28 protein-coding genes and 1 tRNA gene are annotated in these 23,112 nt (G+C 23.1%); 15 read left to right on the top strand and 14 right to left on the bottom strand.

The genetic code is table 4. The features are described 5' to 3' along the window. The first annotated feature begins 94 nt into the window (after positions 1 to 94). The 4 genes from gyrA to NPA14_RS02465 all read left to right on the top strand — a co-directional run bounded on the left by gyrA (position 95) and on the right by NPA14_RS02465 (position 4,110). On the top strand, positions 95 to 2,719 hold the full coding sequence (gyrA, locus tag NPA14_RS02480; RefSeq protein ID WP_257075827.1) for a DNA gyrase subunit A: 2,625 nt from the start codon (positions 95 to 97) through the stop codon (positions 2,717 to 2,719). Continuing rightward, positions 2,706 to 3,395, top strand: a complete 690-nt coding sequence (locus tag NPA14_RS02475) for a hypothetical protein (RefSeq protein ID WP_257075826.1) — start codon at positions 2,706 to 2,708, stop codon at positions 3,393 to 3,395. The genes gyrA and NPA14_RS02475 overlap by 14 nt, the downstream gene beginning before the upstream one ends. Before the next feature lie 150 nt (positions 3,396 to 3,545). Further along, positions 3,546 to 3,815, top strand: coding sequence for a hypothetical protein (locus NPA14_RS02470; protein ID WP_257075825.1), 270 nt, complete (start codon positions 3,546 to 3,548; stop codon positions 3,813 to 3,815). Then, on the top strand, positions 3,784 to 4,110 hold the full coding sequence (locus NPA14_RS02465; protein ID WP_257075824.1) for a hypothetical protein: 327 nt from the start codon (positions 3,784 to 3,786) through the stop codon (positions 4,108 to 4,110). Before NPA14_RS02470 ends, NPA14_RS02465 begins: the two co-directional genes overlap by 32 nt. Here NPA14_RS02465 and NPA14_RS02460 read toward each other — a convergent pair. The 5 genes from NPA14_RS02460 to rpsD form a co-directional block, all read right to left on the bottom strand. After that, positions 4,107 to 4,346, bottom strand: a complete 240-nt coding sequence (locus NPA14_RS02460; protein WP_257075823.1) for a hypothetical protein — start codon at positions 4,344 to 4,346, stop codon at positions 4,107 to 4,109. The genes NPA14_RS02465 and NPA14_RS02460 overlap by 4 nt on opposite strands. Positions 4,347 to 4,404: 58 nt before the next feature. Then, positions 4,405 to 5,247: a nucleotide exchange factor GrpE gene (locus tag NPA14_RS02455; RefSeq protein ID WP_257075822.1), complete on the bottom strand. Its 843-nt coding sequence runs from the start codon at positions 5,245 to 5,247 to the stop codon at positions 4,405 to 4,407. A 3-nt stretch (positions 5,248 to 5,250) separates the two neighbouring features. Then, on the bottom strand, positions 5,251 to 6,255 hold the full coding sequence (locus NPA14_RS02450) for a heat-inducible transcriptional repressor HrcA (protein ID WP_257075821.1): 1,005 nt from the start codon (positions 6,253 to 6,255) through the stop codon (positions 5,251 to 5,253). Positions 6,256 to 6,331: 76 nt separating this feature from the next. Beyond that, positions 6,332 to 6,559 carry a 50S ribosomal protein L31 gene (gene rpmE, locus NPA14_RS02445; RefSeq protein WP_257075820.1) on the bottom strand — a complete coding sequence of 76 codons (228 nt, stop codon included), beginning with the start codon at positions 6,557 to 6,559 and terminating at the stop codon, positions 6,332 to 6,334. Positions 6,560 to 6,582: 23 nt separating this feature from the next. After that, the gene (rpsD, locus tag NPA14_RS02440) at positions 6,583 to 7,188 is read right to left on the bottom strand and encodes a 30S ribosomal protein S4 (protein ID WP_257075819.1); all 606 of its coding nucleotides are present in this window, start codon (positions 7,186 to 7,188) and stop codon (positions 6,583 to 6,585) included. 231 nt (positions 7,189 to 7,419) lie between these two features. Between rpsD and NPA14_RS02435 the strand changes: the two genes are divergently transcribed. From NPA14_RS02435 to NPA14_RS02415, 5 genes are all read left to right on the top strand, one after another. After that, positions 7,420 to 8,322 (top strand): SPFH domain-containing protein, encoded by a 903-nt coding sequence (locus NPA14_RS02435; protein WP_257075818.1) that lies wholly within the window; start codon positions 7,420 to 7,422, stop codon positions 8,320 to 8,322. 141 nt (positions 8,323 to 8,463) lie between these two features. Beyond that, positions 8,464 to 8,766, top strand: a complete 303-nt coding sequence (gene rplU / locus NPA14_RS02430) for a 50S ribosomal protein L21 (protein WP_257075817.1) — start codon at positions 8,464 to 8,466, stop codon at positions 8,764 to 8,766. 7 nt (positions 8,767 to 8,773) lie between these two features. Further along, the gene (rpmA, locus tag NPA14_RS02425) at positions 8,774 to 9,034 is read left to right on the top strand and encodes a 50S ribosomal protein L27 (protein WP_257075815.1); all 261 of its coding nucleotides are present in this window, start codon (positions 8,774 to 8,776) and stop codon (positions 9,032 to 9,034) included. Positions 9,035 to 9,107: 73 nt separating this feature from the next. Continuing rightward, a complete protein-coding gene (locus NPA14_RS02420) occupies positions 9,108 to 9,842 on the top strand; it encodes a DNA-processing protein DprA (protein WP_257075814.1) in 735 nt (244 codons plus the stop codon). 74 nt (positions 9,843 to 9,916) lie between these two features. Beyond that, positions 9,917 to 11,170, top strand: coding sequence for a YitT family protein (locus NPA14_RS02415; protein ID WP_257075813.1), 1,254 nt, complete (start codon positions 9,917 to 9,919; stop codon positions 11,168 to 11,170). A gap of 34 nt (positions 11,171 to 11,204) precedes the next feature. Here NPA14_RS02415 and NPA14_RS02410 read toward each other — a convergent pair whose 3' ends face one another. The 5 genes from NPA14_RS02410 to metK all read right to left on the bottom strand — a co-directional run bounded on the left by NPA14_RS02410 (position 11,205) and on the right by metK (position 16,721). After that, positions 11,205 to 14,201: an AAA family ATPase gene (locus tag NPA14_RS02410; protein ID WP_257075812.1), complete on the bottom strand. Its 2,997-nt coding sequence runs from the start codon at positions 14,199 to 14,201 to the stop codon at positions 11,205 to 11,207. 186 nt (positions 14,202 to 14,387) lie between these two features. Continuing rightward, a tRNA-Trp gene (locus NPA14_RS02405) sits at positions 14,388 to 14,461 on the bottom strand. Positions 14,462 to 14,504: 43 nt separating this feature from the next. Then, positions 14,505 to 14,807, bottom strand: a complete 303-nt coding sequence (locus tag NPA14_RS02400; protein ID WP_257075811.1) for an MMB_0454 family protein — start codon at positions 14,805 to 14,807, stop codon at positions 14,505 to 14,507. Continuing rightward, entirely contained in the window at positions 14,808 to 15,377 is a 570-nt protein-coding gene (efp, locus tag NPA14_RS02395; protein ID WP_257075810.1) for an elongation factor P, read from the bottom strand. It lies immediately after the preceding gene. A gap of 153 nt (positions 15,378 to 15,530) precedes the next feature. Next, positions 15,531 to 16,721, bottom strand: coding sequence for a methionine adenosyltransferase (gene metK, locus NPA14_RS02390; RefSeq protein WP_257075809.1), 1,191 nt, complete (start codon positions 16,719 to 16,721; stop codon positions 15,531 to 15,533). 231 nt (positions 16,722 to 16,952) lie between these two features. On the opposite strand from metK, the gene ftsY reads away from it, so the two are divergent. The 6 genes from ftsY (at position 16,953) to thiI (ending at position 21,240) form a co-directional block, all read left to right on the top strand. Next, the gene (ftsY, locus tag NPA14_RS02385) at positions 16,953 to 18,002 is read left to right on the top strand and encodes a signal recognition particle-docking protein FtsY (RefSeq protein WP_257075808.1); all 1,050 of its coding nucleotides are present in this window, start codon (positions 16,953 to 16,955) and stop codon (positions 18,000 to 18,002) included. Then, a complete protein-coding gene (locus NPA14_RS02380; RefSeq protein WP_257075807.1) occupies positions 17,995 to 18,234 on the top strand; it encodes a hypothetical protein in 240 nt (79 codons plus the stop codon). The genes ftsY and NPA14_RS02380 overlap by 8 nt, the downstream gene beginning before the upstream one ends. A gap of 68 nt (positions 18,235 to 18,302) precedes the next feature. Next, positions 18,303 to 18,455, top strand: coding sequence for a 50S ribosomal protein L33 (gene rpmG / locus NPA14_RS02375; protein ID WP_257075806.1), 153 nt, complete (start codon positions 18,303 to 18,305; stop codon positions 18,453 to 18,455). 113 nt (positions 18,456 to 18,568) lie between these two features. Continuing rightward, positions 18,569 to 19,621, top strand: coding sequence for a hypothetical protein (locus tag NPA14_RS02370; RefSeq protein ID WP_257075804.1), 1,053 nt, complete (start codon positions 18,569 to 18,571; stop codon positions 19,619 to 19,621). Between the two features lie 160 nt (positions 19,622 to 19,781). After that, positions 19,782 to 20,117, top strand: coding sequence for a hypothetical protein (locus NPA14_RS02365; protein ID WP_257075803.1), 336 nt, complete (start codon positions 19,782 to 19,784; stop codon positions 20,115 to 20,117). Further along, positions 20,110 to 21,240: a tRNA uracil 4-sulfurtransferase ThiI gene (gene thiI / locus NPA14_RS02360; protein WP_257075802.1), complete on the top strand. Its 1,131-nt coding sequence runs from the start codon at positions 20,110 to 20,112 to the stop codon at positions 21,238 to 21,240. The genes NPA14_RS02365 and thiI overlap by 8 nt, the downstream gene beginning before the upstream one ends. A 42-nt stretch (positions 21,241 to 21,282) precedes the next feature. Here the strand turns inward: thiI and NPA14_RS02355 are convergent, their stop codons facing one another. Genes NPA14_RS02355 through rpsF form a run of 4 tightly spaced genes read right to left on the bottom strand, consistent with a single transcriptional unit; the run spans position 21,283 to position 22,957 of the window. Beyond that, complete coding sequence (locus NPA14_RS02355; RefSeq protein WP_257075801.1) at positions 21,283 to 21,741, bottom strand: Sua5/YciO/YrdC/YwlC family protein; 459 nt, start codon at positions 21,739 to 21,741, stop codon at positions 21,283 to 21,285. Positions 21,742 to 21,778: 37 nt separating this feature from the next. Then, a complete protein-coding gene (gene rpsR / locus NPA14_RS02350) occupies positions 21,779 to 22,066 on the bottom strand; it encodes a 30S ribosomal protein S18 (RefSeq protein ID WP_373456870.1) in 288 nt (95 codons plus the stop codon). After that, on the bottom strand, positions 22,062 to 22,586 hold the full coding sequence (locus NPA14_RS02345; protein ID WP_257075799.1) for a single-stranded DNA-binding protein: 525 nt from the start codon (positions 22,584 to 22,586) through the stop codon (positions 22,062 to 22,064). The genes rpsR and NPA14_RS02345 overlap by 5 nt, the downstream gene beginning before the upstream one ends. 17 nt (positions 22,587 to 22,603) lie before the next feature. Next, a complete protein-coding gene (gene rpsF, locus NPA14_RS02340) occupies positions 22,604 to 22,957 on the bottom strand; it encodes a 30S ribosomal protein S6 (protein WP_257075798.1) in 354 nt (117 codons plus the stop codon). Between the last annotated feature and the right edge of the window lie 155 nt (positions 22,958 to 23,112).

Genomic DNA, 23,112 nt, shown 5'->3' with positions numbered 1-23,112 from the left:
ATAATTCCTTATATTAATATTTATATTAATATAAGTATATATTTAAGATTAAAAATATGGTAAAATTTTATTAAATTTTTTAAATGAGGTATATATGTTTTTTTATCCTTTTGATGACAACAAAGAAAAAGAATTAGAAAAGAAAAATTTTGAAGAAGATATTTTAATTGATGATGAATTGTTTGTAGCTTTCAAACAAGAAGAAAAAGAAAATAATATTGAAGAAGAGGAAGAAGATATTCCTCAAAATAAAGAAGAATATAAAGTAGAATCTCAAATAATTACAGAACCAATTGATGGAATTAATCCAATATATGTTCATAAGGAAATGAAAAATTCATTTTTAGAATATGCTATGAGCGTTATTGTTTCAAGAGCCTTACCAGATGCAAGAGATGGATTAAAACCAGTTCATAGAAGAATTTTATTTGACATGAATGAATTAGGAATATATCATAATTCTCCCCATAGAAAAAGTGCAAGAATTGTAGGTGATGTTTTAGGTAAATATCATCCACATGGCGATTCTTCAGTTTATGATGCTATGGTTAGAATGGCACAAGATTTTTCTATGAGATATCCACTAGTTGATGGTCATGGTAATTTTGGTTCAATTGATGGAGATGAAGCCGCAGCGATGCGTTACACTGAAGCAAGAATGTCTAAATTAGCTTATGAAATGTTAGATGGTATTAAAAAGAATACAGTTAATTTTGTTGATAATTATGATGCTTCTGAATTAGAACCAAGTGTTTTACCGGCAAGATTTCCTAATCTTTTAGTTTCAGGTAGTTCTGGAATAGCAGTTGGGATGGCAACATCTATTCCTCCTCACAATTTAGGAGAAACAATCGATGCTGTAATAGCTTTAGCAAAAAATAAAGATATTACTGTCGATGAATTAATGTCATTTTTACCTGGTCCAGATTTTCCAACTGGTGCTACTATTTTAGGTAACGCGGGTATTAAAAATGTATATGCGACAGGAAAAGGATCTATCCCAATAAGATCAACTGCAAAAATAGAAGAATATCAAAATGGTAAAAGTAAAATAATTGTTACAGAAATACCTTATGAAATTAAAAAAACTTTAATAATTGAAAAAATAGCTGAGCTAGTAAAAACTAAAACAATTGAAGGCATTTCTGATTTAAGAGACGAATCATCCAGAGAAGGAATAAGAATAGTTATTGATGTTAAAAGAAATTTTAATCCTCATATAATTCTTAATAGATTATACAAACAAACTAATTTGCAAGTAAATTACAATGCTAATATTGTAGCTTTAGTTAAAGGAGTTCCTAAATTATTAAATTTAAAAAATGTTTTAGAAATATATTTAAATCATCAAGAGGAAGTTATTACTAGAAGATTATCTTTTGATCTTAATAAGGCAAAAGATAAATTACATATTTTAGAAGGACTTAAAATAGCAGTAGAAAACATCGACGAAGTTATTAAAATAATAAAATCATCTAAAAATGATCAAGAAGCACAATTAAAATTAACAACTAGATTTAATTTATCTGAAAAACAAACTAAAGCTATTGTCGATATGCGTTTAGGTCGTTTAACTAATTTGGCAATTGAAAATATGAATGATGAAATGAATGAATTAAATAAAGAAATTAATCAAATAGAATTTATTCTTAATAATCATGATGCTCTTATTAATTTAATAATAAACGAATTAGAAGAAATAAAAAATAAATACAGTGATAAACGTAGAACTAAAATTGATTTATTTTCGCTTTCAAATATAACAGATGAAGATTTAATTTCTAAAAAAGATATTGTAATTACATCTTCTACAAAAGGTTATGTGAAAAGAATTGATTTAGAAGAATATAGAAATCAAAAACGTGGTGGAATAGGTCAAAATACTATGAAAACATATGAGGACGATGATATATCTACAATTATTACTACATCAACACACACCGATCTTTTATTATTTTCAAATTTTGCTAAAGTTTATAGAATTAGAGCACATCAAATTCCTGAATTAAGTAAGCAATCTAAAGGAATACCTTTTGTTAATTTAATAACATCTCTAGATGTTAAAAATGATGAAAGAATTATTTCTATATTACCAGTTAATAATTATCAGAATAAACAATTTTTATTTACTACTACTAAAAAGGGAATAATTAAAAAAACTTATTTAAGTGAATATCAAAAAATAAAACAAACTGGTAAATTGGCATTTAAATTAAATGAAAAAGATGAATTAATAAGAGCAATAATATTAAATAATTCATCTCAAATATTATTAGCTAACAATGAAGATAAAATAATAAATTTTGAATCAAAAGATTTTAGACCTGTAAGTAGAAATTCAATTGGTGTAAAAGGAATTTCTTTATCTGATAATCAATTTGTTGTATCATCATCTACCTCTGATGAAGGAGATTATATTCTAACAATTGGTTCTAAAGGTTTTGGTAAATTAACAAAAAAAGAAGAATTTAGATTAATTAAACGTGGCGGTAAAGGTGTAAAAGGTATTAATTCAGAATTAGCGGGGAATATTGTTTTTGCTAGATTTGTCAATATAAGTGACGAATTATTAATAATCACTAATAGAGGATTAACCATAAGAATGAATATCGATTCTATAAATATTTCAGGAAGATCAGCTAAAGGTGTTAAATTAATTAATCTTAAAAATCAAGAAATTATTCAAGCCGTTGAAGTAATTAAAAATGATCAATATTAAGAAAAAAATAAACATTAGATATGTTAATAATTCTTTTTTAATTAATACTTTAGATGAATATTCATTGTTTAATACATTAGACAAATTAAGTAAATTGTTAATTAATTATTTTCATGATAATAAAGAAATAATGATTAGTATAAATTTATTTAATAAAAAAAATATACAAAATTATGTAAACAATTTTGTAATTTTTTTGTCAAAATATTTTCAAATATATCAATTAAAAAATGATTTTTTAATAGCTAATGAATTAATTTATTTCACCAAAGAAAAAAATAAATATAACAATTTAATACATATTTATTATGATTCTGATAATTCGTTGTTAATAGTGGAATTTGATTGTCAATCTAATTTTAAATTAGAAAATATATATAATGATTTAATTAGTGATACGAAAATTAATAATAATTTTAATAATAATTTGCCTTCTAATATTATTAATCTAGATTTTCAAACAATAGTGAATGATTTTCTTTCATCAGAAATAATAAATAATAATTTTAAAAATTTAAAAGAAAGATATAAAGCAGAAATTAAATTAATTGTTAAAAATTCTAAATATAAAGAAATTATTAATAACTTAACTAATAACTATAATGCTAAAATTAATTCTTTTATTCATAATAGACATTTTGTAAATGATGCTATTTTTATATTTGAAAAAATTTAAATTTATCTTTATCTATTAGAACAAATAAAAATTTTTAAAATTAGATAAAAATACAATAATACTTTTATATTTAAATTTTTTATTAGAAGAATTAAAAGAAATAAATTTAATTTAAATAGTTATTCTGTTTGTATTTCTAATGATGCAGATATGAGAATTATTAAATTATTAAATCATTATCATGTTAATTATTATTATGATAAACATTCAAATATTAATTTTTCTAACTTATTATTTAGTTATGATAATAAGAAAGTTAACTCTTTTCCAGCAACAGTAAAATATGATAATATTTTTTATTTTTATTTATGTTTAATATGAATGTTAAATATTTATAAAAATAGAAATAATTTATTACTTTTTAAGTATAAACAAGTTATAAATTTATATGGAATTTATAAAACAATTGTTAAAAAATAAATTTAAAAATATAGATATAAATATTTTTAAATCAAAATTAATAAATAAATTAGAAAATTATAAAAAATCCATTGATTTTAAATCTTATATATTAATAAATAAATTAGAAAATTATAAATTTTATTTAGCCAATATTCAAACTAATGAAAATGATAATATATTATTATTTTACGATTATATAACTAATAAAATTAATATTAAATTTAATTTGTGTAAAGAAAAAAAATATCAAATTTTTAATTGAAAATTAAATTATTTAAAATATAAAAAAATAATAAAAAAAATAATAAATTAATAATAGTAATACAAAGTTTTGACTTCAGTTTTGTTTGCTTTATTATCTCATTTAAATGAATTATCTTTAGTTTTATATTCTCCCGTGGATGAAGAAAACATTTTAATAATACTGGCTATAGTATTTATACCGTTAAAAATAATAGGTGCTAATGCAGTTGCAGTTGCTATTATTGATCCACCGTTTATATTTATTTCTTCATCTTTATTTAATTTTTTAAATTTTAATTTGTCCATTTGCCTCCTTATAAAAAGAATTGTCATAAATATATGAAGAATAATAAAAAAAGACAAATTATAAATTTTTTTGTCTTTTTTTATTATTTTGTTTATTTTTATGAATTATTTTTTTAGAAGTTATAACTAAGGCTGGTTTTATAACTCTATCAAATAATTTGTAACCATTTTGTTTGATTTTAATAACAGTATTATTTTGCAATGAATTATCTACAATTTGTTCTATTATTTTTGATGTTTCAGGGTCATATTCACTATTTATTAAAGGTTGAATGATAGAAAGACCTTTATTTTTTAACACTTCATCAATAAGGTTAACAACCATTGTAAAACCTTTTGCATAGTTTTGAACACTCAAATCATTATTATTTAATGCTGATTCAATAGCTATTTTCAAAGTAAGGTAAGGATCTAAAAATTCTTCTAAAAATTGTTGTAAAGCATATTGTTTTATATTTTTTATTTCTTCCTCTGGCATAGTAAAACGCTCAATTATTCTAGATTCTTTAGCTTTTTTAACATCTTCAATAGCAAGTTTTAATTGATATTCTAGATGTTTAACTTTTTGTAATAAGTCCTCAACATTTTTATTTTTTATTTCTAAATTTTGTTTTAAATTTTTATTTTCAATTTCGCAATTTAGATCATTTGCTTTTTTAAAATCAATTATTTCAAAAACATATTTTAATTCTTGTGTTTCATTTTTTATATTATCAATTATTATTTCTTTATTTAAAATCTCATGATTTAATAACAATTGATGTAGTGAATTTTTTTGATCTAAAATAATATCTTGATCTTTTTGAGTTAATTCATCTATTAAATTATTATTTTTATCAAACACATTTAAATTAAATTTAATTTGATCTTTTTCTTCTATTTTTCAAAAATTCCTTGTCATATTTTATTTAGTTTTCTCCTCAATTAATTCCTCTAGAGCTTGTAAAGCAACTAAAGCTTTTTGATAATTCATTCTTTTAGTTCCGACTGCAGAAATTTCTTTAATTTTAGAATTGTATGGTAATTTTTTACTAATAATGGCTGTATTATTATTATCAATTAAAATTTTAATATTTGAATCATCATTATCTTTATTTTCAGCTTCAATTGTTTGCCATATTGATTTTTTTTCCATAATATCTAATATTTTAACTAGATTAGTTCTATTAATGTCTTCTGATAAAATTAATTTATTTTTTCCGTATACATAATTTTTTTGTTCTATTTCAAAATTAAATATATTTTCAACAAAATTTTGTAATACTTCTTCATAATTTTTAATTGATTGTGAAAAAATATCTCTTAAATTTCAAACAGAAGTTTTTAAATCTACTATTCTAGTATCAATTAATCGTTCTTTAAAAATACGAACTGCAATTCTTATATCATTCATTTTTACATTTTTGTTAATTAAATGTAATATTTTTGAATATACTTTTCCATTAGAATCGACAAGAATAATAGTAGCATCAATTTCACTTAATGGGACTAATGAAATTGATTTAAGTAAATCAGTTTCATTAGTTTGTGAAGTTACAAGTGCGAAATCTATAATTTCATTTATAAAATTAGAACTTTCATCAAGTGTGTTATCAATATTATTTCATCTATTAGCAAATAAATCTTTCATTTTATTTTTAAGCACTGTTTGATTATTAACACTTAAATTATTAATATAATACGAATAAGCTTGATTTGAAGGAATTCTTCCGCTAGATTTATGTTTTTTAATTAACATTTGATTTTGTTCTAATTCATTTAAAATATAACGAACTTTAGCGCTAGACATAGTTAATTTATATTTTTCTACTAATAATTTTGATGAAATTGCTTCGCCTGTTTCAATGTAACTTTCTATTGCATATTTTAAAAGTAAATCTTTTTCTGAATCATCTTTTTTTCTTGACATAATGTAAATTATACTTAATTTTAGCAATTAAAAAGATATAAGTGCTAAATAAAAAGATCTTATTAGATCTTTTTATTTATTTTTTGTTTTGTTGTTTTTGTTGGCTTTTTGCAAATCTTTGATTAAATTTATCAATCATTCCAGTAGCTTTAGTTTTAGTTCTATCACCAGTGTAAACAACGTGGCAACCTGAACAAACATCAACATTAAATTGTTTTTTTGTTGATTTGAAAGAAAAATTTTTTCCACATGTTTGACATGAAACTTCTACATTAAAATAAGTTGGATGAATATCTTTTTTCATTTTTTCCTTTAATTAATTAAAAACTATTTTGAATAGAATTCGATAATGTAATTTTCTTTAATTTCTGTGTGAAGTTCATTTCTTTCAGGCATTCTATCATATTTAATGGTGAATTTATCTTTATTTACTGTTAATCATTGAGATGCAACTCTAGTTTCTAATGCTTTTTGAATTTCAGCATTTTTATGTGATTTTTCTTTTAAAGTAATCACACTATTTAAATTAATTTTCATTGAAGGAATATTAGCTTTATGTCCGTCTACTTCAAAATGACCATGATTAACTAATTGTCTTGCTTGTCTTCTAGTTGAAGCAAAACCAGCACGATAAACTAAATTATCTAAACGACTTTCAAGTAATTGTAATAAATTAGTTCCAGCAACACCTTTAATTTTTATGGCATTTTTGTAATATTTTTGCATTTGTTTTTCACTTATTCCATAAAGAAATTTAACTTTTTGTTTTTCGTATAAGTGAAGACCATAATCAGACAATTTTACACGTTTATTACCATGTTGGCCTGGTGCATAATTTCTTTTTCTTCCTTTTGAAAATTCTTTGCCAGTTTCCAAAATAGAAAATCCATAACGACGCGATTTTTTAAAAACAGGTCCAGTATATCTACTCATTTTACTCTCTTTCTGCATAATATGCAAAGAGGAAATTCTCTAATTAGTTAATAAAATTTTAATGATTTCAGAATCGCAGCTATCTTACTATCAAATCAGGAGAAATTTTATTTTAAATAACTATGAATTTCTGCTGTCAGTGAATAATATGCTTTAAAATTATATATTAATTTTTAAAAAATAAATTTTAATTTATTCAATATAATTTATTTAAAATAAAAAGGAGATAAAATGAATATTGCAGCTATATTAATACCCATTTTAATTTTATTATTATTAATAACATTTTTAGCTTTATCAATAGTAATTGTAAGAGAAACAAACTTTTTAGTTATAGAAAGATTAGGAAAATATAATAGAACTCTTAAAAATGGTATTCATTTCAAATGACCATTTATTGAAAAAGTAGTTTTAAAAGAAAATTTTAAAGAAAAAGTATTTGATTTTCCAGCACAATTGGTAATAACTAAAGATAATGTAACTATGTTAATTGACACAGTTGTTTTTCTTAAAATTATGGATGCTAAATTATTTGCTTATGGTGCGGAAAAACCGATTTTAGCTATTGAAAATTTAACAGCTACAACTTTAAGAAATTTAATTGGTGAATTAGAATTGGATGAATCATTAACTTCAAGAGAAACTGTAAACGGTAAATTAACAAGTATTTTAGAGAAAGAAAGTGATGCATGAGGAATTCATGTTAAAAGAGTTGAAATACAAAATATTAAGCCACCAACAGAAGTTCAAGAAGCAATGATTCGTCAAATGCGCGCTGAAAGAGAAAAAAGAGCTGCTATCTTGGAAGCAGAAGGTCTTAAACATAGTGAAATACTTAAAGCTGAAGCTATAAAAGAAAAAATGATTTTAGAAGCTCAAGGTGAAAAAGAAAATCAAATTCTACTTGCTCAAGCTCAAAAAGAAAAAGAAATACTTTTTGCTCAAGGACAAAAACAAGCATTGGAATTATTAAATAGTGTTGAAATTAATCCGGCAATATTGCAATTAAAATCAATAGAACAACTTTCAACTTTAGCAAATGGTAATGCAACTAAAATTATTTTGCCTCCCAATTTAGGAGAAATTACCAAAATAATAGCAACAGGAAGTGAATTGATTGAATCGAAAAAATAAATATATTATTAATAATATTTAATGTTTTTATTATAATGTATTTGTTACTTCTGTAACCATTCTAAAGAGGTTCAAGTATATTAATCATTTTAAATAATATCACCTCAAGGATGAGAAATTAATCAGGAGGGTTAAGCTAATATGTCAGCTATAATCGAAACTGGAGGCAAACAAATCTTAATCAAAAATGAAGGTCAAACTATCTTTGTTGAAAAAATAGAAGGCAATGAAGGAGATATTGTTACTTTTGATAAAGTTTTGTTAATTAACGAAAAAATTGGACAACCTTATGTTGCTAATGCGTTTGTTAAGGGTATCATTAAAAAACAAGGAAAAGCAAAAAAAATAATTGTTTACCGTCATAATCCTAAATCTACACATAAAAGAAAATTAGGTCATCGTCAACCTTATACTCGTTTAGAAATTACTGAAATTAAAGGATAATTAAAATATGGCACACACGAAAGCCGGTGGTTCAACAAGAAATGGTCGTGATAGTCGCGGCCAAAGATTAGGTATTAAATTAGGCGATGGTCAATATTGTACAGCAGGATCAATAATTTTTCGTCAAAGAGGAACAAAAATTTTTCCTGGTACAAATGTAGGTATTGGTAAAGATGATACATTATATTCATTAATCAATGGATATGTTAAATTTGAAAAACGCAGAAATCGTACATACGCTTCAGTATATAATGAAAGAAAAAATTAAAAGAGCAATGGGCTCTTTTTTTATTTTTTGTTTATTTTCTAATTTATTAAATTTAAAAATTAAATGTTGTAATATGAAAGAAATTATTTTATATTTAACATATAAGTATAAAGGCAATATAAAAGATATTTATAATGCTTTGATAAATAAAGAATCAATTGATCAAAATAAATTAAGTGAAATTCTATTAGAATTAGAAAATAAAAACATAGATTATATTACTGTTTTTGATGAAAATTATCCGCAAGAATTAAAATCTATTAAACACTCACCTTATGTATTATTTTATCGTGGTAATTTAGAACTTTTAAATTCTAAAAAAATATGCCTTACAGCTGATATTGATAGTAATAATTGTAAACTCAATATAAATAGAAATATTAAAAAAATTGTTAATAAACATACTTTGATTACTACCAATTTTAAAAATTTGGATACTTTTATAATTCAAGAATGACGTAAACAAAAAGGTAATATCATTTTTCCGCTTGCTTCTGGAATTGATTATGATAATGATTTAATTTTAAATGATAATGAATTGATTATAAGCATGTATCCTCCAGGAACTAATCCTAAATTAATTCGTTTTAAAGAAAGAAATGTATTAATAGCTTTATTAGCAGATTATTTAATTTCTTTTAGTGCTAAAAATAATTCAGGAATTATTAATCTAGCATTATGTTTTGCAAATATTGGCAAAGAAGTCTATTGCTTTCCTGGGGAAAATGTGAATGATGGTAATACTTTTTTAATTAAATCTGGAGCTAATTTAATAACTGCTTTAGCAGATATTTATTATTATTCTTAATATTAAATTAGTATTAAAAATAATATTGAGATATTTTTTTATTAAAATTCATTTTTATAATAAAATTACTAATTATGAAAAATGTTTTTAACAAGAAAAACAAGAATAATATTATTGATAATGCTGTTCAAAACGAACATAAATGAAATACTTATAGAATTTGTGACATTGATATAAATATGACTGAAATGGCACAATACAATTACAAAAAATTAAATAGCAAAAATAAAGAGGTAAGAAAACAAAATATTAAACTTTATATAAGGCGAATATTTTTTATTTTTTTAGCTGCTTTATTGTTTAACTTTGGTGTCATTACTTTTTTATCAAAAGCGCACACCATTCCTAGCGGTTTTACAGGAATACCAACATTGATTGTTTTTCTTGTTAAAAATCATTGAAAAGACATAGACAAACTTTTTGCTTTAATTTATATTATTGTTAATATACCTTTGTTTATAATAGTTGGACTAGAATTTAAAAAAACGAAGATTTTTCCATATTTTAAAATTAACTTAAAAATCAAAAAAAGTTTTTTACTGCTTTCTTTGTGTTTTATGATTTTTCAAGTTGTAAGTAATTCAATTCTTACAATTGAAGTAGTTAATAAATTTATAGTTAATTTATTTAATGTTGCTCCCGGATGAACTGAAACAATAGTAGTAAACCGCATGGAATTAGAAAATCATAATACTTGACCAATTTTTATAAATGGTATTATTGGTTCTGCTCTTTTAGGAATAGCAATAGCTACTGCTTGAAAAAATGGGGGATCAACAGGAGGCTCAGATTTTATTGCCTATTATTTTACCACTAAAAAGAAAAAGAGTGTTTCAAGTATTTTAATGGTAGTTTCTTTTACTAGTTCATTAATTTTCTTAGTAATTTTCAGCATTATCAATCCACATAAACCAGGTGTACAAATGATATATGATGCAAATGGAACAGTATCATATCAAATGTTAACTACTCAAAGAGCATGAATAGGAATGAGAGAAGTTTCAACAATATTTTATATTTTTATTGCTAATGGAATTGTTGGAATTTTATATCCTAAATATAAAAAAATGAGTATAGAAATTTCTTGTTCTGATCCTTCTAAAGTTATTGCTTATTTTATAGGTATTGAATATTGACATGCTTATAGTATAAGTAAAGTTACAAGTGGTTATACAGGAAAAGAAATTTATAAAATTGAAACAACAGTTTTATTATTAGAAACTAAAAGTATAGTGAGAGATTTAAAAAGAATTGACAATTCGGTTTGAATTAAAATTAAGCCCGTACACAGCGTAATAGGAAATTTTAAAACTAGTTTTGTTGAATAATAAAAAGACACAAATGTGTCTTTTTATTATTAGCTTATGATTGTTGAAATAAAGAATATTTTCCTTTTTCCAACTCACTTTCATCTTTCTTTTCATCAGCTACTAATTTTTTAGCCTCATCAATTGCTATACTAAAAAATGTAGTAACTCCTCTATTTTGCATTGTTGCAGCAAATAACGCATCAACTCTACTCATAGTTCCGTGTCTATGAGTAATAACAAGAAATTGAGTTTTTTGTTTTAATTTTTGTAAGTATTCTGCATATCTAACTACATTTGCTTCATCAAGAGCAGCTTCAACTTCATCTAATATACATAATGGTAATGGTCTAGCCTTTAGAATTGCAAATAATAAGGAAATAGCAATTAATGATTTTTCTCCACCAGAAAATAATTTTAAGTTTTTAATATTTTTTCCTGGTGGTTGAGCTTCTATATCAACGCCTGAATCCAAAATATTTTTAGGATCATTGAAAAATAATCTTGCAATTCCTCCACCAAACATCGTATTGAAAACATTATTAAATTCTTCATTAACATCATTTATAATATTATTTAATCTAGAAACAATAATTTTGTCCATTTCTGCTATTGCAATTTCAAGAGATTCTTTAGCAGCGTTTAATTCTTTTTGATTTTCGCTAAATTGATTATATCTTTCTTCTTCTTGAACTAATTCTTCTAGAGCATCTAAATTGATAGAACCTAATTTATCAATTTCTTCCCTTAAATTTTTTACAAATTCTTCTGCTTCTTCTTTATTTATTTCAAGTGAATACTGATTTTGAGCATTTTCGAAAGTCATTTTATATTCTGAAGCTAAGCGATCTCTAGATTGTTCTAAAATAAATTTAGAACGTTCTTTTTGTGTCATTTTATCAGCAAAAGAATTATTTAATTTATTCAAGCTGGCTTGTAAATCATCTTTATTATTTGTAAAATGTTTTATTTCGCTTGACAATCTATCAACAGTTTCCGATTTTACTTTAAATTGTGCAGTCAAGGATAAAATTTGACTTTCTAAAATCTCTAAATCAGCTTCTTGACTTCTAGCTGATAATTCAATATTTTCAAAAGCAATTGTTTTATTCGTTAAATTTTTATATTTTAAGTTAAATTCATCAAATAAACTTTGTTCAGTTACTTTTTTAACTTTTAAACTATGCAATTGTTGTTTAAATTGTGAAGATAATTCTAATGCAGAATGTCTTTTATTAGTAATTTCGCTTAGTTTTGTTTCTAAAGAGTGCATTTCAGCTTTTAATGCAGGCAATGCTAATTCTAACTGTTCAATTTTTTTATCTATACCCAACATTGTTTCATTATTTTGTTGCATTCCACCAGTAATTACACCGCCAGCTCTTATAATATCACCATCCAATGTAACTACCATATAACGATGTTCGAGTATTTTAGATATTGAATTAGCAGTTTCAATATCACTAGTTACAATTACATTACCTAATAAAAATTTGTTTAAAATATCGTATTGTGGGTCTACAGTTACTAAATCTTTTGCTATGCCTATATAACCACTTTGACCTTGAATAGCTAAAACTAAATCGTCTCTTACATATTTAGGTTGAATTGAAGTTAAAGGTATAAAAGTTGCTCTTCCACCATTGTTATTTTTTAAAAAATTTACAGCTTTTACAGCAGTTTCTGATTTATCCACAACAATATTTTGTATAGCATTACCTAAAATGGCATTTATTGCATGAACATATTCTAAATCAACCTTAATTAATTCTGAAACAGTACCTTTTAATGCTTTACCAAAAAAGGATTTATTTTCCAAAATTACTTTAGTTCCTTTAGAAAATAAGCTGTAATTTTCTTTTTGTTTTTTTAAACTTTCTAAAAGTGTTTCTACTTTAGTTAATTGATTACTTTTTTTAGTAATATCAATGTTCACAGAATTAATATCTAGATAAAAAGATTCAATAGTTTTATCATTAGAATTTAATTTTTCTTCTATAGTAGCAATATCTCTTTCAATAGATTTTAATCTATTACCGTGATTTTCAATTAAGGCGCGATATGATGCTATTTGTTCATCAGTATTAGCCCTAGTTTGACCATTAGCAATTAATTTATGAGCTTCTTCTTGTTTAGCAAGAATGATTTTTATTTGATTATATCTAACATTAACTTCATTCAATTCATTCGAAAGTTTTTTCAATTCTGTTTCTTCATCAATTTTAATCGTTTGATTTTGATTTATTTTAATAGTTAATTTTTCAATTCTGTTTTCAAAATCATTTTTAGTTTCTAAAACACCTTCTAATTCATCATTTAATTGTTTATATAATTGACCAAAATTAGAAATATTTTCTACTAATAAACCAACTTCAACTTTTTTTAAAGCTTCTTTTTTTTCTATAAAAATCTTAGCCTTTTCTGCTTGTTTTCTTAAAGGAATAAGTTTTTTTTCGATTTCGTTTATTAATAAAGCAATTTGATCTAATCCTATTTGCGTTTTTTCTAATTTACTTAAAGCTTCTTTTTTTCTAAATTTATATTTAGATACTCCTGCGGCTTCTTCAAAAATAGCTTTTCTTTCTTCAGGAGAAGCTTCTGCTATGTCGCTCACTGTTCCTTGAGAAATAATTGCTAAAGAAGATTTACCAATGCCAGTTTCCATAGCTATGTCTTTAATATCTCTTTGACGACATATTTCTCCATTAAGATAATAAATATTATTACCATTACCTCTTTCCAATACTCTACTGATAGTAATAATTTTATGTGGTAAACTACTTAAACCTTCACTATTATCAAAAGTTAAAGTAACTTCAGCTTTATCCATTGCTTTAGCAGTTTTAGAACCGGCAAAAATAACATCTTCCATGTTATCTCCTCTAAGTTCTTTAGCGCTTCTTTCACCTAAAACTCATTTTATTGCATCATTAATATTTGATTTACCAGAACCATTAGGGCCAATAATACCAGCCACTCCACCATTAAATTTTAATGATATTGGGTCTGCAAATGATTTAAAACCATGAGCTTCAACTTTAATTAATTTCATTTTGCCCCTTTGTGTATATTAAATAAAAAACATAATTATTATATTAAAATATATTAAAAATAAAATAAGAGCTTTAAATATTGAATATATAAATTTAAAGTTTTTTTAATTATAAAATTAGTTCAATTTTATGTTTATAAAAACCTGAATAAATCAGGTTTTTATAAACATAAAATATTTAAGATATGGCAGGGGTTAAAGGATTCGAACCCTTATAAACGGTTTTGGAGACCGCAGTAATGCCATTATACTAAACCCCCATAATAAACTACTATTAATATTATTTAGTAGTTATGTAATAAATTAATAATTTCCAAGAAAGCAGATTTTAATACTTTCTGGTTTGATGCCTAAAAGTGAAATTATTTTCTTTTCTAATTCTTCAATGAAAGAATTGATAATATCATTTATATTTTTATCTTTTTTTGTTTTTATATCAATAACAAAGCCGACATTGTCTTTATTTTTATTAAATATAATTCTAGGTTCGGAAATTAATTTAATGTAATTAATATTTTCAATACTTTTATTTACAATTTCAATAAAAGTTTTTTCGCCTATTGAATATGATTGATTAATGGAATAGTTAACAGTAACGTAATTCATTTATTTATTTCCCTTGCCAACATATTTACCTGTTTCTGTTGAAATGACAATATAATCATTATCTTTAATAAACATTGGAGTTTCTAATTCATAACCTGTTTCAACCTTAACTTTTTTCTGAGGATTGGTTGTTGTGTTGCCTTTAACTGCATCAGGAGCTTCAATAACTTGTAAAGTAACATTAGAATCAAGTTCAATATCAAGAACTTCTTCATTATATTTTCTAATTTTAACTATTGATCCTTCCTTTAGAAAGTTCATTTCTCATTCTACATTTTTTAATGGTATTTCTATTTGTTCGTACGTTTCATTATCCATTAAAATTATATTTTCACCATCAGAATATAAGTAATTCATTGGTCTTTTATCTATATGAGCCTTGTTTACTTTGTCTCCACCTGTATATGATTTAATTGTGATGCTACCTGTTCTTAAATTTTTTACCTTAGCTTTAACATTAGCTTGGCCTCTTCCTTGTTTTGAATGTTGTGCATCTAGAACAACAAAAATTTCATTATTATCTTCAAAAGTTATTCCTGGTTTAAACGTGTTTACATTAATTACATCCATATTAATTCTCCTTTTTATAATTTTAATAATTTAATGTTCCCATTTCATTGTTGTATTAGTTTAATATTAATAATTTTACTTTTTTTGTTTTAATTATTTGTTATTTTTAAATCTTTTTTGTTATTTTACTTTTAAATAAAAATTTATTAGTAGTTAATTATTTTTTTCAAAAAAATTTTTAATTTTTTCAACCATATTTAATTTTTCTCATGGTAAAGTATCATCATTTCTGCCAAAATGGCCAAATACGGCAGTTTGAGAAAAAATTGGTTTATTTAAATTTAATGATTTTATAATACCTGCAGGAGTTAAATCAAATAATTCTCTAATACATTTTTGTATTTTATTAGTGTAGTTTTTATCTTTATAATTAAAAGTTTCCACAAAAATTGAAGTTGGTTCAGGCTTTCCAATAGCATAAGAAATTTGTATTTCTACCTTAGGCAATATATTGGCCGCAACAAGATTTTTAGCTATTCATCTAGCAGCATATGCGGCAGAACGATCAACTTTGGTGGCATCTTTACCACTAAAAGCTCCGCCCCCATGACGTGCTACACCTCCGTATGTATCTACTATTATTTTTCTGCCGGTTAATCCTGTGTCGCCTTCTGGACCACCAATAACAAATTTACCAGTTGGATTAATTAAAATTTTATCTGGCATAGATAATTTATATTTAGCAAGTACTTTTTTAATTATATTTTCTATTAAATAATTTTTAAATTCTAATTCATTGAAATTTTCATCGTGTTGAATTGATAAGAGAATTGTGTCAACTGTAGGAATATTATTTGAATAATCAATTGTAACTTGACTTTTCATGTCACTTTTAGCCCATTTAGAAATAGCAGATAAATTATTTTGCTCTGCTCTTTCTTTTTCTATAGTTTTTAATAAATTATGAGCTAACATTATGCTTAAAGGCATAAATTCTTCTGTTTCGTTTGTAGCATAACCAAACATTATTCCTTGATCGCCTGCACCAATTGTTCCATTTTTTAATTCAACACCTTGATTTATGTCACTGCTTTGTTTTATAATATTAACTTGATAAGTAACTTTTTTAAATCATTCGTATAAGCCTAAATAATACATTAAATGTTCAATTTTTAATTTAATCGAATTATTAACTTGCTGTTCAATTTTTTTATTAGCAAAATTAACTTTAATTTCTCCTGTAGTGACAAATAAATTAGCGCTAGCCAAAGTTTCAATTGCAACATGCGCATTTGGATCAACACTTAAATATGCATCAAGATAAATATCTGAAATTTGATCACATAGTTTATCAGGATGTCCCATTCCTACTGATTCGCTAGTAAATAAAATTTTTTCATTCATAAAACTCCTTTATATAGGAGGCAAGTTAGTTTTACATGTTAGGATTTTCCCCTTGTTATCCACCTTACAAATGCAGGTTGGCATGTTTCATAGCTAACTAAGCTCCACAACTCTATATGTAATAATCAATTACATTATAATATATAAGACTTTTTTTCTTTAAATAAATTATTAATTATAATTATTTATAATTAATTATTCATATGATAATAATTATATTAAGAGGTAAAAATGGGTTTTTTTAACTTTTTAAAGGAAAAAATTTTTAAAAAAGATACAAAAGATATAAAACTTAAAGAACAAGAATTAAATAAAAAACAAGAAAAAGAACTAGAAGAAAGTAAAAGATTAGAAAAATATCAAATAGCATTAAATAAATCTAATTCACTAGGTCAAAAATTACTAAATTTACAAAACAAATATAAACAAATAAATCATGAATATTTTGATGAATTAGAAGAAATTTTAATTATGAGTGATATTAATTTTTCACTAACTTATGCTATTATTGCTCATATAAAAAAAGAAGTGCAAAATAGAAATTTAACTGATCCAAAAATTATTGGAGAATTAATAGCTGATCAAATGTTTGTTATATACACAAATAAAACCGTTGTAGATACAAGTTTAAATTACAAAGATGATCGTTTAAATATTTTCGTTTTTATAGGTGTTAATGGTTCAGGAAAAACTACTTCTATTGCTAAAATGGCTTACAAATATATTAAAAATAATAAAAAAGTTCTTATAGCAGCAGCTGATACTTTTAGAGCAGGTGCTGTGAGCCAATTAGAAATTTGAGCAAATCGAGTAGGAGCAGATATTGTTAAGCCTATAAAAGAAAATGCAGATCCCGCTTCAGTAGTTTATCAAGCATTAGAAAAAGCCAAAAATGAAAAATATGATTTATTATTAATAGATACAGCCGGAAGATTACAAAATAAAATTAATTTAATGAAAGAATTAGAAAAAATTTATCAAATTATTAATAAATTTGAATCTCAAGCTCCTCATGAATGCTTATTAGTTTTAGATGCTACAACTGGTCAAAATGGTATTAGTCAAGCTAAACATTTTAATGATATAGCTAAATTAACAGGAATAATTTTAACAAAAATGGATGGTACTAGTAAGGGGGGAATTGTTTTATCAATTAAAGATGAATTTAATTTAAATGTAAAATATATTGGTTTGGGTGAAAGTTTAGATGATTTAGAAGAATTTGATTTAGATAAATTTATTTATTCTATTACAAAAGAATTAATTGATAATTATGAATAATAAATTAAGTGATATTGATCAAAGAGAAGAATTAATTTTACTTTTTGAAAAATATAATCATTTTTTAACTCAAGTACAAAAACAAACTTTTATGTTATATTTTTTAGAAAATTTGTCTTATATGGAAATAGCAAATATTACAGCAACTACTAGAACTGCAGCATATGATAGTGTGCATAAAGCAATAAATAATTTAAGAAAAATACATAATAAGTTAACTAGTTCAAAATAATATATTTGTTATAATTTGTTATTATTGACTTTAACCATAATAACAAATAAAATAAAGGAGATATTAATATGCCAAGAGAAGGTTTTACATTAGCATGTACTGAATGTAAGAATGAAAATTACATTAGCAAAAAAAATAAAAAGAATAATCCAGAAAAAATAGAAATTTCTAAATTTTGTTCTACATGTAGAAAACAAACTAATCATAAAGAAAAAAAATAAAATTCCAATAGGGATTTTATTTTTATATTTTTTAGTTACAAAGATTAAAGTTTTTATTTTAAAAGGAATTATTTTAATAAATAAAAGATTAATAAAATTATTATAATTATTCTATGAAATACTATCTTATTTATAGTTTGGGAAGCATCTTTTTATTAATTTTGTTATTATTATTTATTTATTTATCGTTTTTAATTTTTCAAAAATATAAAAATGAAAAAAATAATAAAATATTAACCGATTTAGAAGAAACTTTAAAAAATATAGAAAATGATATTTTAAGCACACTAAGGCGTTTTAATTCCATTTCTAAATCTCAAACAAGATATTTGGAAAAACATAAAAAAATAAAAAATTTATATAAAATTTTAATAAATTATTTAGAAGAATTTGAAAATTTAAAAGAAATTAACCAAAAAAAAATATCATTTATAAACATTTTTGAAATTCAAAAGAATCAACGCACTCTTTTTATTTTTAAAACTAAAATCGATAATTTTGTAGAAGAATATAAATCCTTAACAAAAATAATCAATGATTCTTGAAATTTAATTGAAACAGGTTCTAATGAATCTTTTGAAATACTTAATTACATAAACAAATATTTAGAAATTAATAAAGATATATTAAATATAAGTTATTCATTTGTTAAAGAAAAACTTAATAATCTTTATGAATTAACAAAAACTATAGAAGAACAAAAACAAACAAATAAAATAACCAATGTAGCAAATAGCATTGAAGAAAATAAAAAAAGAATTATTCTATTTGCTAATAAAATAAATAATTTAGTAAAAATTGAAATATCAATAAAAAAATTTTTACCTTTATTAATCAAAGAAAGCAATTTAAATATTGAAGAAATCGAATTATTAAATAACGAATATTTAATGATTAAAAATAGTAATTGAATATTAGAACCTTTAAATATCATTATAAAAAAATTAGGTTATATTTTTAATTTAATTTTTATATTTCAAAATAACAAATATTGAAATTTTAAAATCAATGATTTAATAACTAAATCTACAAATATTTTAAAAATAGTTAATAAAAATCATGAAAAATTTTTATCATTTAAAAATTTATTAGAAGAAGAAAATTTTTATAAATTAAATCTTTATTTTAAAACATCAATGAAAAAATTGAAAAAATTTATATTTTAGGTAAATATTCTCAGAATTCCATTTTAGAATTAAAAAAGAATTAGAAACTATTTCAATTATTTTAAAAATACTAATGATTATTTAATAAAAATACAAAGAGAATTTTATAAAAAAATATATCCTTTATATTAATAATGTACATATTAATATGTTTTACTGAATGTTGAGTAATTATAATTTAATTGAAAATACTAATAAAAACTACAAAAAAATGCAATTTTTACAAAATAATATTAACTTCTTAGAAGTTAATAAAACTTTAATTGATAGAAAAAAACACAATGAAATTTTTTATTTAATTTACAAAGAAATTTACACAGCTTGAATTTATAAAAAAATGACTGAAAAATTATTAAATAAATACATTATAAATTTTGTAAACAATGAAAAATTTTTTATAATTAAAGATTTAATTGATAATAATTTAAATTCAAAAAAATATGAAGAAGCTTATAGAATATTAATTTCATTTATGAGAAGGAAAATGTATGTTTAATAAAATTTTAATTAGATACGGTGAATTAACACTTAAAAATAGAAATCGAGATATTTTTATAAAACAATTAGAATTTCATGTTAAAAGAATTTTAGCAACTAATGTTAAAACTGAATATGATCGTATGTTTGTTGAATATAATCAAAAAAATTTAATTAATCTACAATATGTTTTTGGTATTCATTCTTATTCTCCTGTAATTGAATTAGAAAAAGATATTAATTTAATTAAAACAAAAACTTTAGAATTAAGTAAAAATTACAAAACATTTAAAATTAATTCACGTAGATCAGACAAAAGTTTTGTTTATAATTCTAATCAACTAAATAATATTTTAGGTTCATATGTTTTAGACAATAATTTAAATATTAAAGTTGATGTTAATGATCCTGAAATTATAATAAATGTAGAAATAAGACAAAAAAAGGCATATATTTTTATTCAAGAAATAAAAGGTCTAGGCGGATTACCAGTGGGCGTTAGTGGAAAGGTTCTACATTTAATGAGTGGAGGAATTGATTCTCCTGTTGCTGCTTATTTATTGATGAAAAGAGGTTTAAAAGTAGACTTTTTATCATTTATTTCGCCTCCTCAAACCGATGCAAAAACAATAGATAAAATGCAAAGATTAATTAAAATTTTAAAATTATATCAAGGAGAAACCAAATTTTATTTAGCTGATTATTCAAAATTGATGAATTATATTCATTTTGTATCAAATCAAGCTTATAAAATTAATTTGATGCGTAGAAGTTTCTATCGAATTGCAAGTAAAATAGCATTAAATAATAATATTATTGCATTATCTAATGGTGAAAATTTAGGTCAAGTAGCTTCTCAAACTCTAGAATCATTATCAACAATAGCTAGTGCTAGTAAATTGTTAATACTAAGACCTCTATTGATAAATGATAAAAATGAAACAATTGAAATTGCAAAAAAAATAGGTACTTACGAAATATCAATTGAAAAAGCAAATGAAACTTGTGAATTATTTGCTCCAAAAAAACCTGTGACAAAACCTAAATTAGAATATTCCGAACAACTTGAGAGTGAGTTAAATTTATTAGATGAATTAGAAAATGAGTTGTTAGAAAATAATATGCAGATAATAAATATTTAATATTTAAGCTTAATAAAAAAATAAATGAATTAGATTAAAAAATTATCTAATTCATTTATTTTCATCTAAACTATAAATTTTACTTGCTTGATTTGAAGATTTACCACGAAAGTGGTAAATTTTTTTTACTAATGGAAAAATTTCATTTGCATTATTTAAATTAATAGGGGTTTTTCCTGAAATATTTGCACTAGTTAAATACATAGGACCATTTTTGATTAAAAAATTACATAATTCTTTATTTTTAGGCATTCTAAAACCTTGATTATTTACAACTATTGAATATGGTCCAGGCCAATATTTGTTTGCTCATTGTGTTGCTTCATTATTTCATTGTTGAAATTTTTGTGCTTGTTCTATTGAACCTACTACGATCATAATCTTTTTATTTTTATTTCTTTTTTTTAGAAAATAAAGAGTTTCTAAAGTTGTTTGATTAACTGGACCGCCAATTCCACATACAGTATCAGTATTACATATAAAAATTTCGTCAAAATTCATATTTTAATTATATAAAAAATGCATTTGCATGCATTTTTTAATTTTGATTTGATTTAATAATACGAACACGATCTTTAGCAAAAGGCATTAAAGCCATAAAACGAGCTCTTTTAATAGCAGTAGCAATTTTTCTTTGATCTTTTGAACAAGCGCCAGTCATACTTTTAGCCTTTATTTGACCAGTACCATTGACAAATTTTGAAAGAAATTCAACGTTTTTGTAATCTAGGTAATTAATTTTTAATTCACACATTTCACATTTACGACGTTTAGTAAAAGCATTTTTTTTGTTATTTTTTTTCATATTAAATTCCTTTATTTTAATCTAAGTCATCTAATGAATCTAAACCAAAAATTGTTTCTGCATTGGTATCGTCTACTTCATTTTCGTTAGGTAAATTAAAACCAATAGTTGGTTTGTTATATTCAAAATGTTCAGTGTTAGTAATTGATTTATTAACTGAATCATTTATATCATTATTAGTAGTGTAATTACTATATTGTTTATTTCTTCTATATTCTCTTTGTGCTCTTGTTTCTAATTGATTTATTGATTCTGCTACTATAACAAAATCATTAACAATATCACCATTTTTATTCTTATATTGTGATGTTTGAATATTACCTTCAACAGAAACTAAATCGCCTTTGTCACAATTACGATGAATAAAATCAGCAGTTTGTCTTCATAATATTACTGGAATAAAATCAACAGTTTCATTAACGTTTTGTGTAGTTCTTCTATTAATTGCAATAGTACATCTTAAATAAGATATACCAGATGCAGTTTGTGAGTAAAACATGCTACTTAAACGACCTATTAAAACAACTTTATTTAAATTCATAATTATCCTAAATTAAATTATTTAACATCCTTTTTTTCAAAATGTTTCTTTACAGTATTGGGTTTTTTAAAGGTTTTCTTAGCTTTTCCAAAACCTTTTTCTGTATCTAAATTAATTACTAAATGTCTTAAAATTTCTTTTCTTATATTACTACGACGTATAAATTCAGCTATTAAGTTTGATTGGGCCTCTATTAAAAATACTAAGTATTGTGCTTTTGTTGAGCCGTTAATTTCATATGCTAAATCAGTGTTTTCTAATTTTTCCGCTTTTTTAACGTTTGTTTTTCCAAAAACTTCATTAACTAAATTAAAACCAATGTTAACATCAGCTTTTGAATCAACAATCATCATTATTTCGTATTTTGACATCGATCTCCTTTTGGACTTTTGGGCTAAATAGCCAAGGAGTAATCTATAATTACTCTTTAATATTATAGTTTAAATTAATATTAATAAAAATTAATATTAGAGAATATTTTTAATAAGAAAGTTATAAAAAAGCTTAAAAATAAGAATAAAAAATT

Origin of the sequence: Mycoplasma sp. 1018B (assembly GCF_024582675.1) — a bacterium.
In the GTDB taxonomy this organism is placed as follows: Bacteria; Bacillota_I; Bacilli_A; order Mycoplasmatales; family Metamycoplasmataceae; genus Mycoplasmopsis.
The sequence above is the reverse complement of the archived record's forward strand: the minus strand, read 5'-3'. Positions and strand labels throughout refer to the sequence as shown.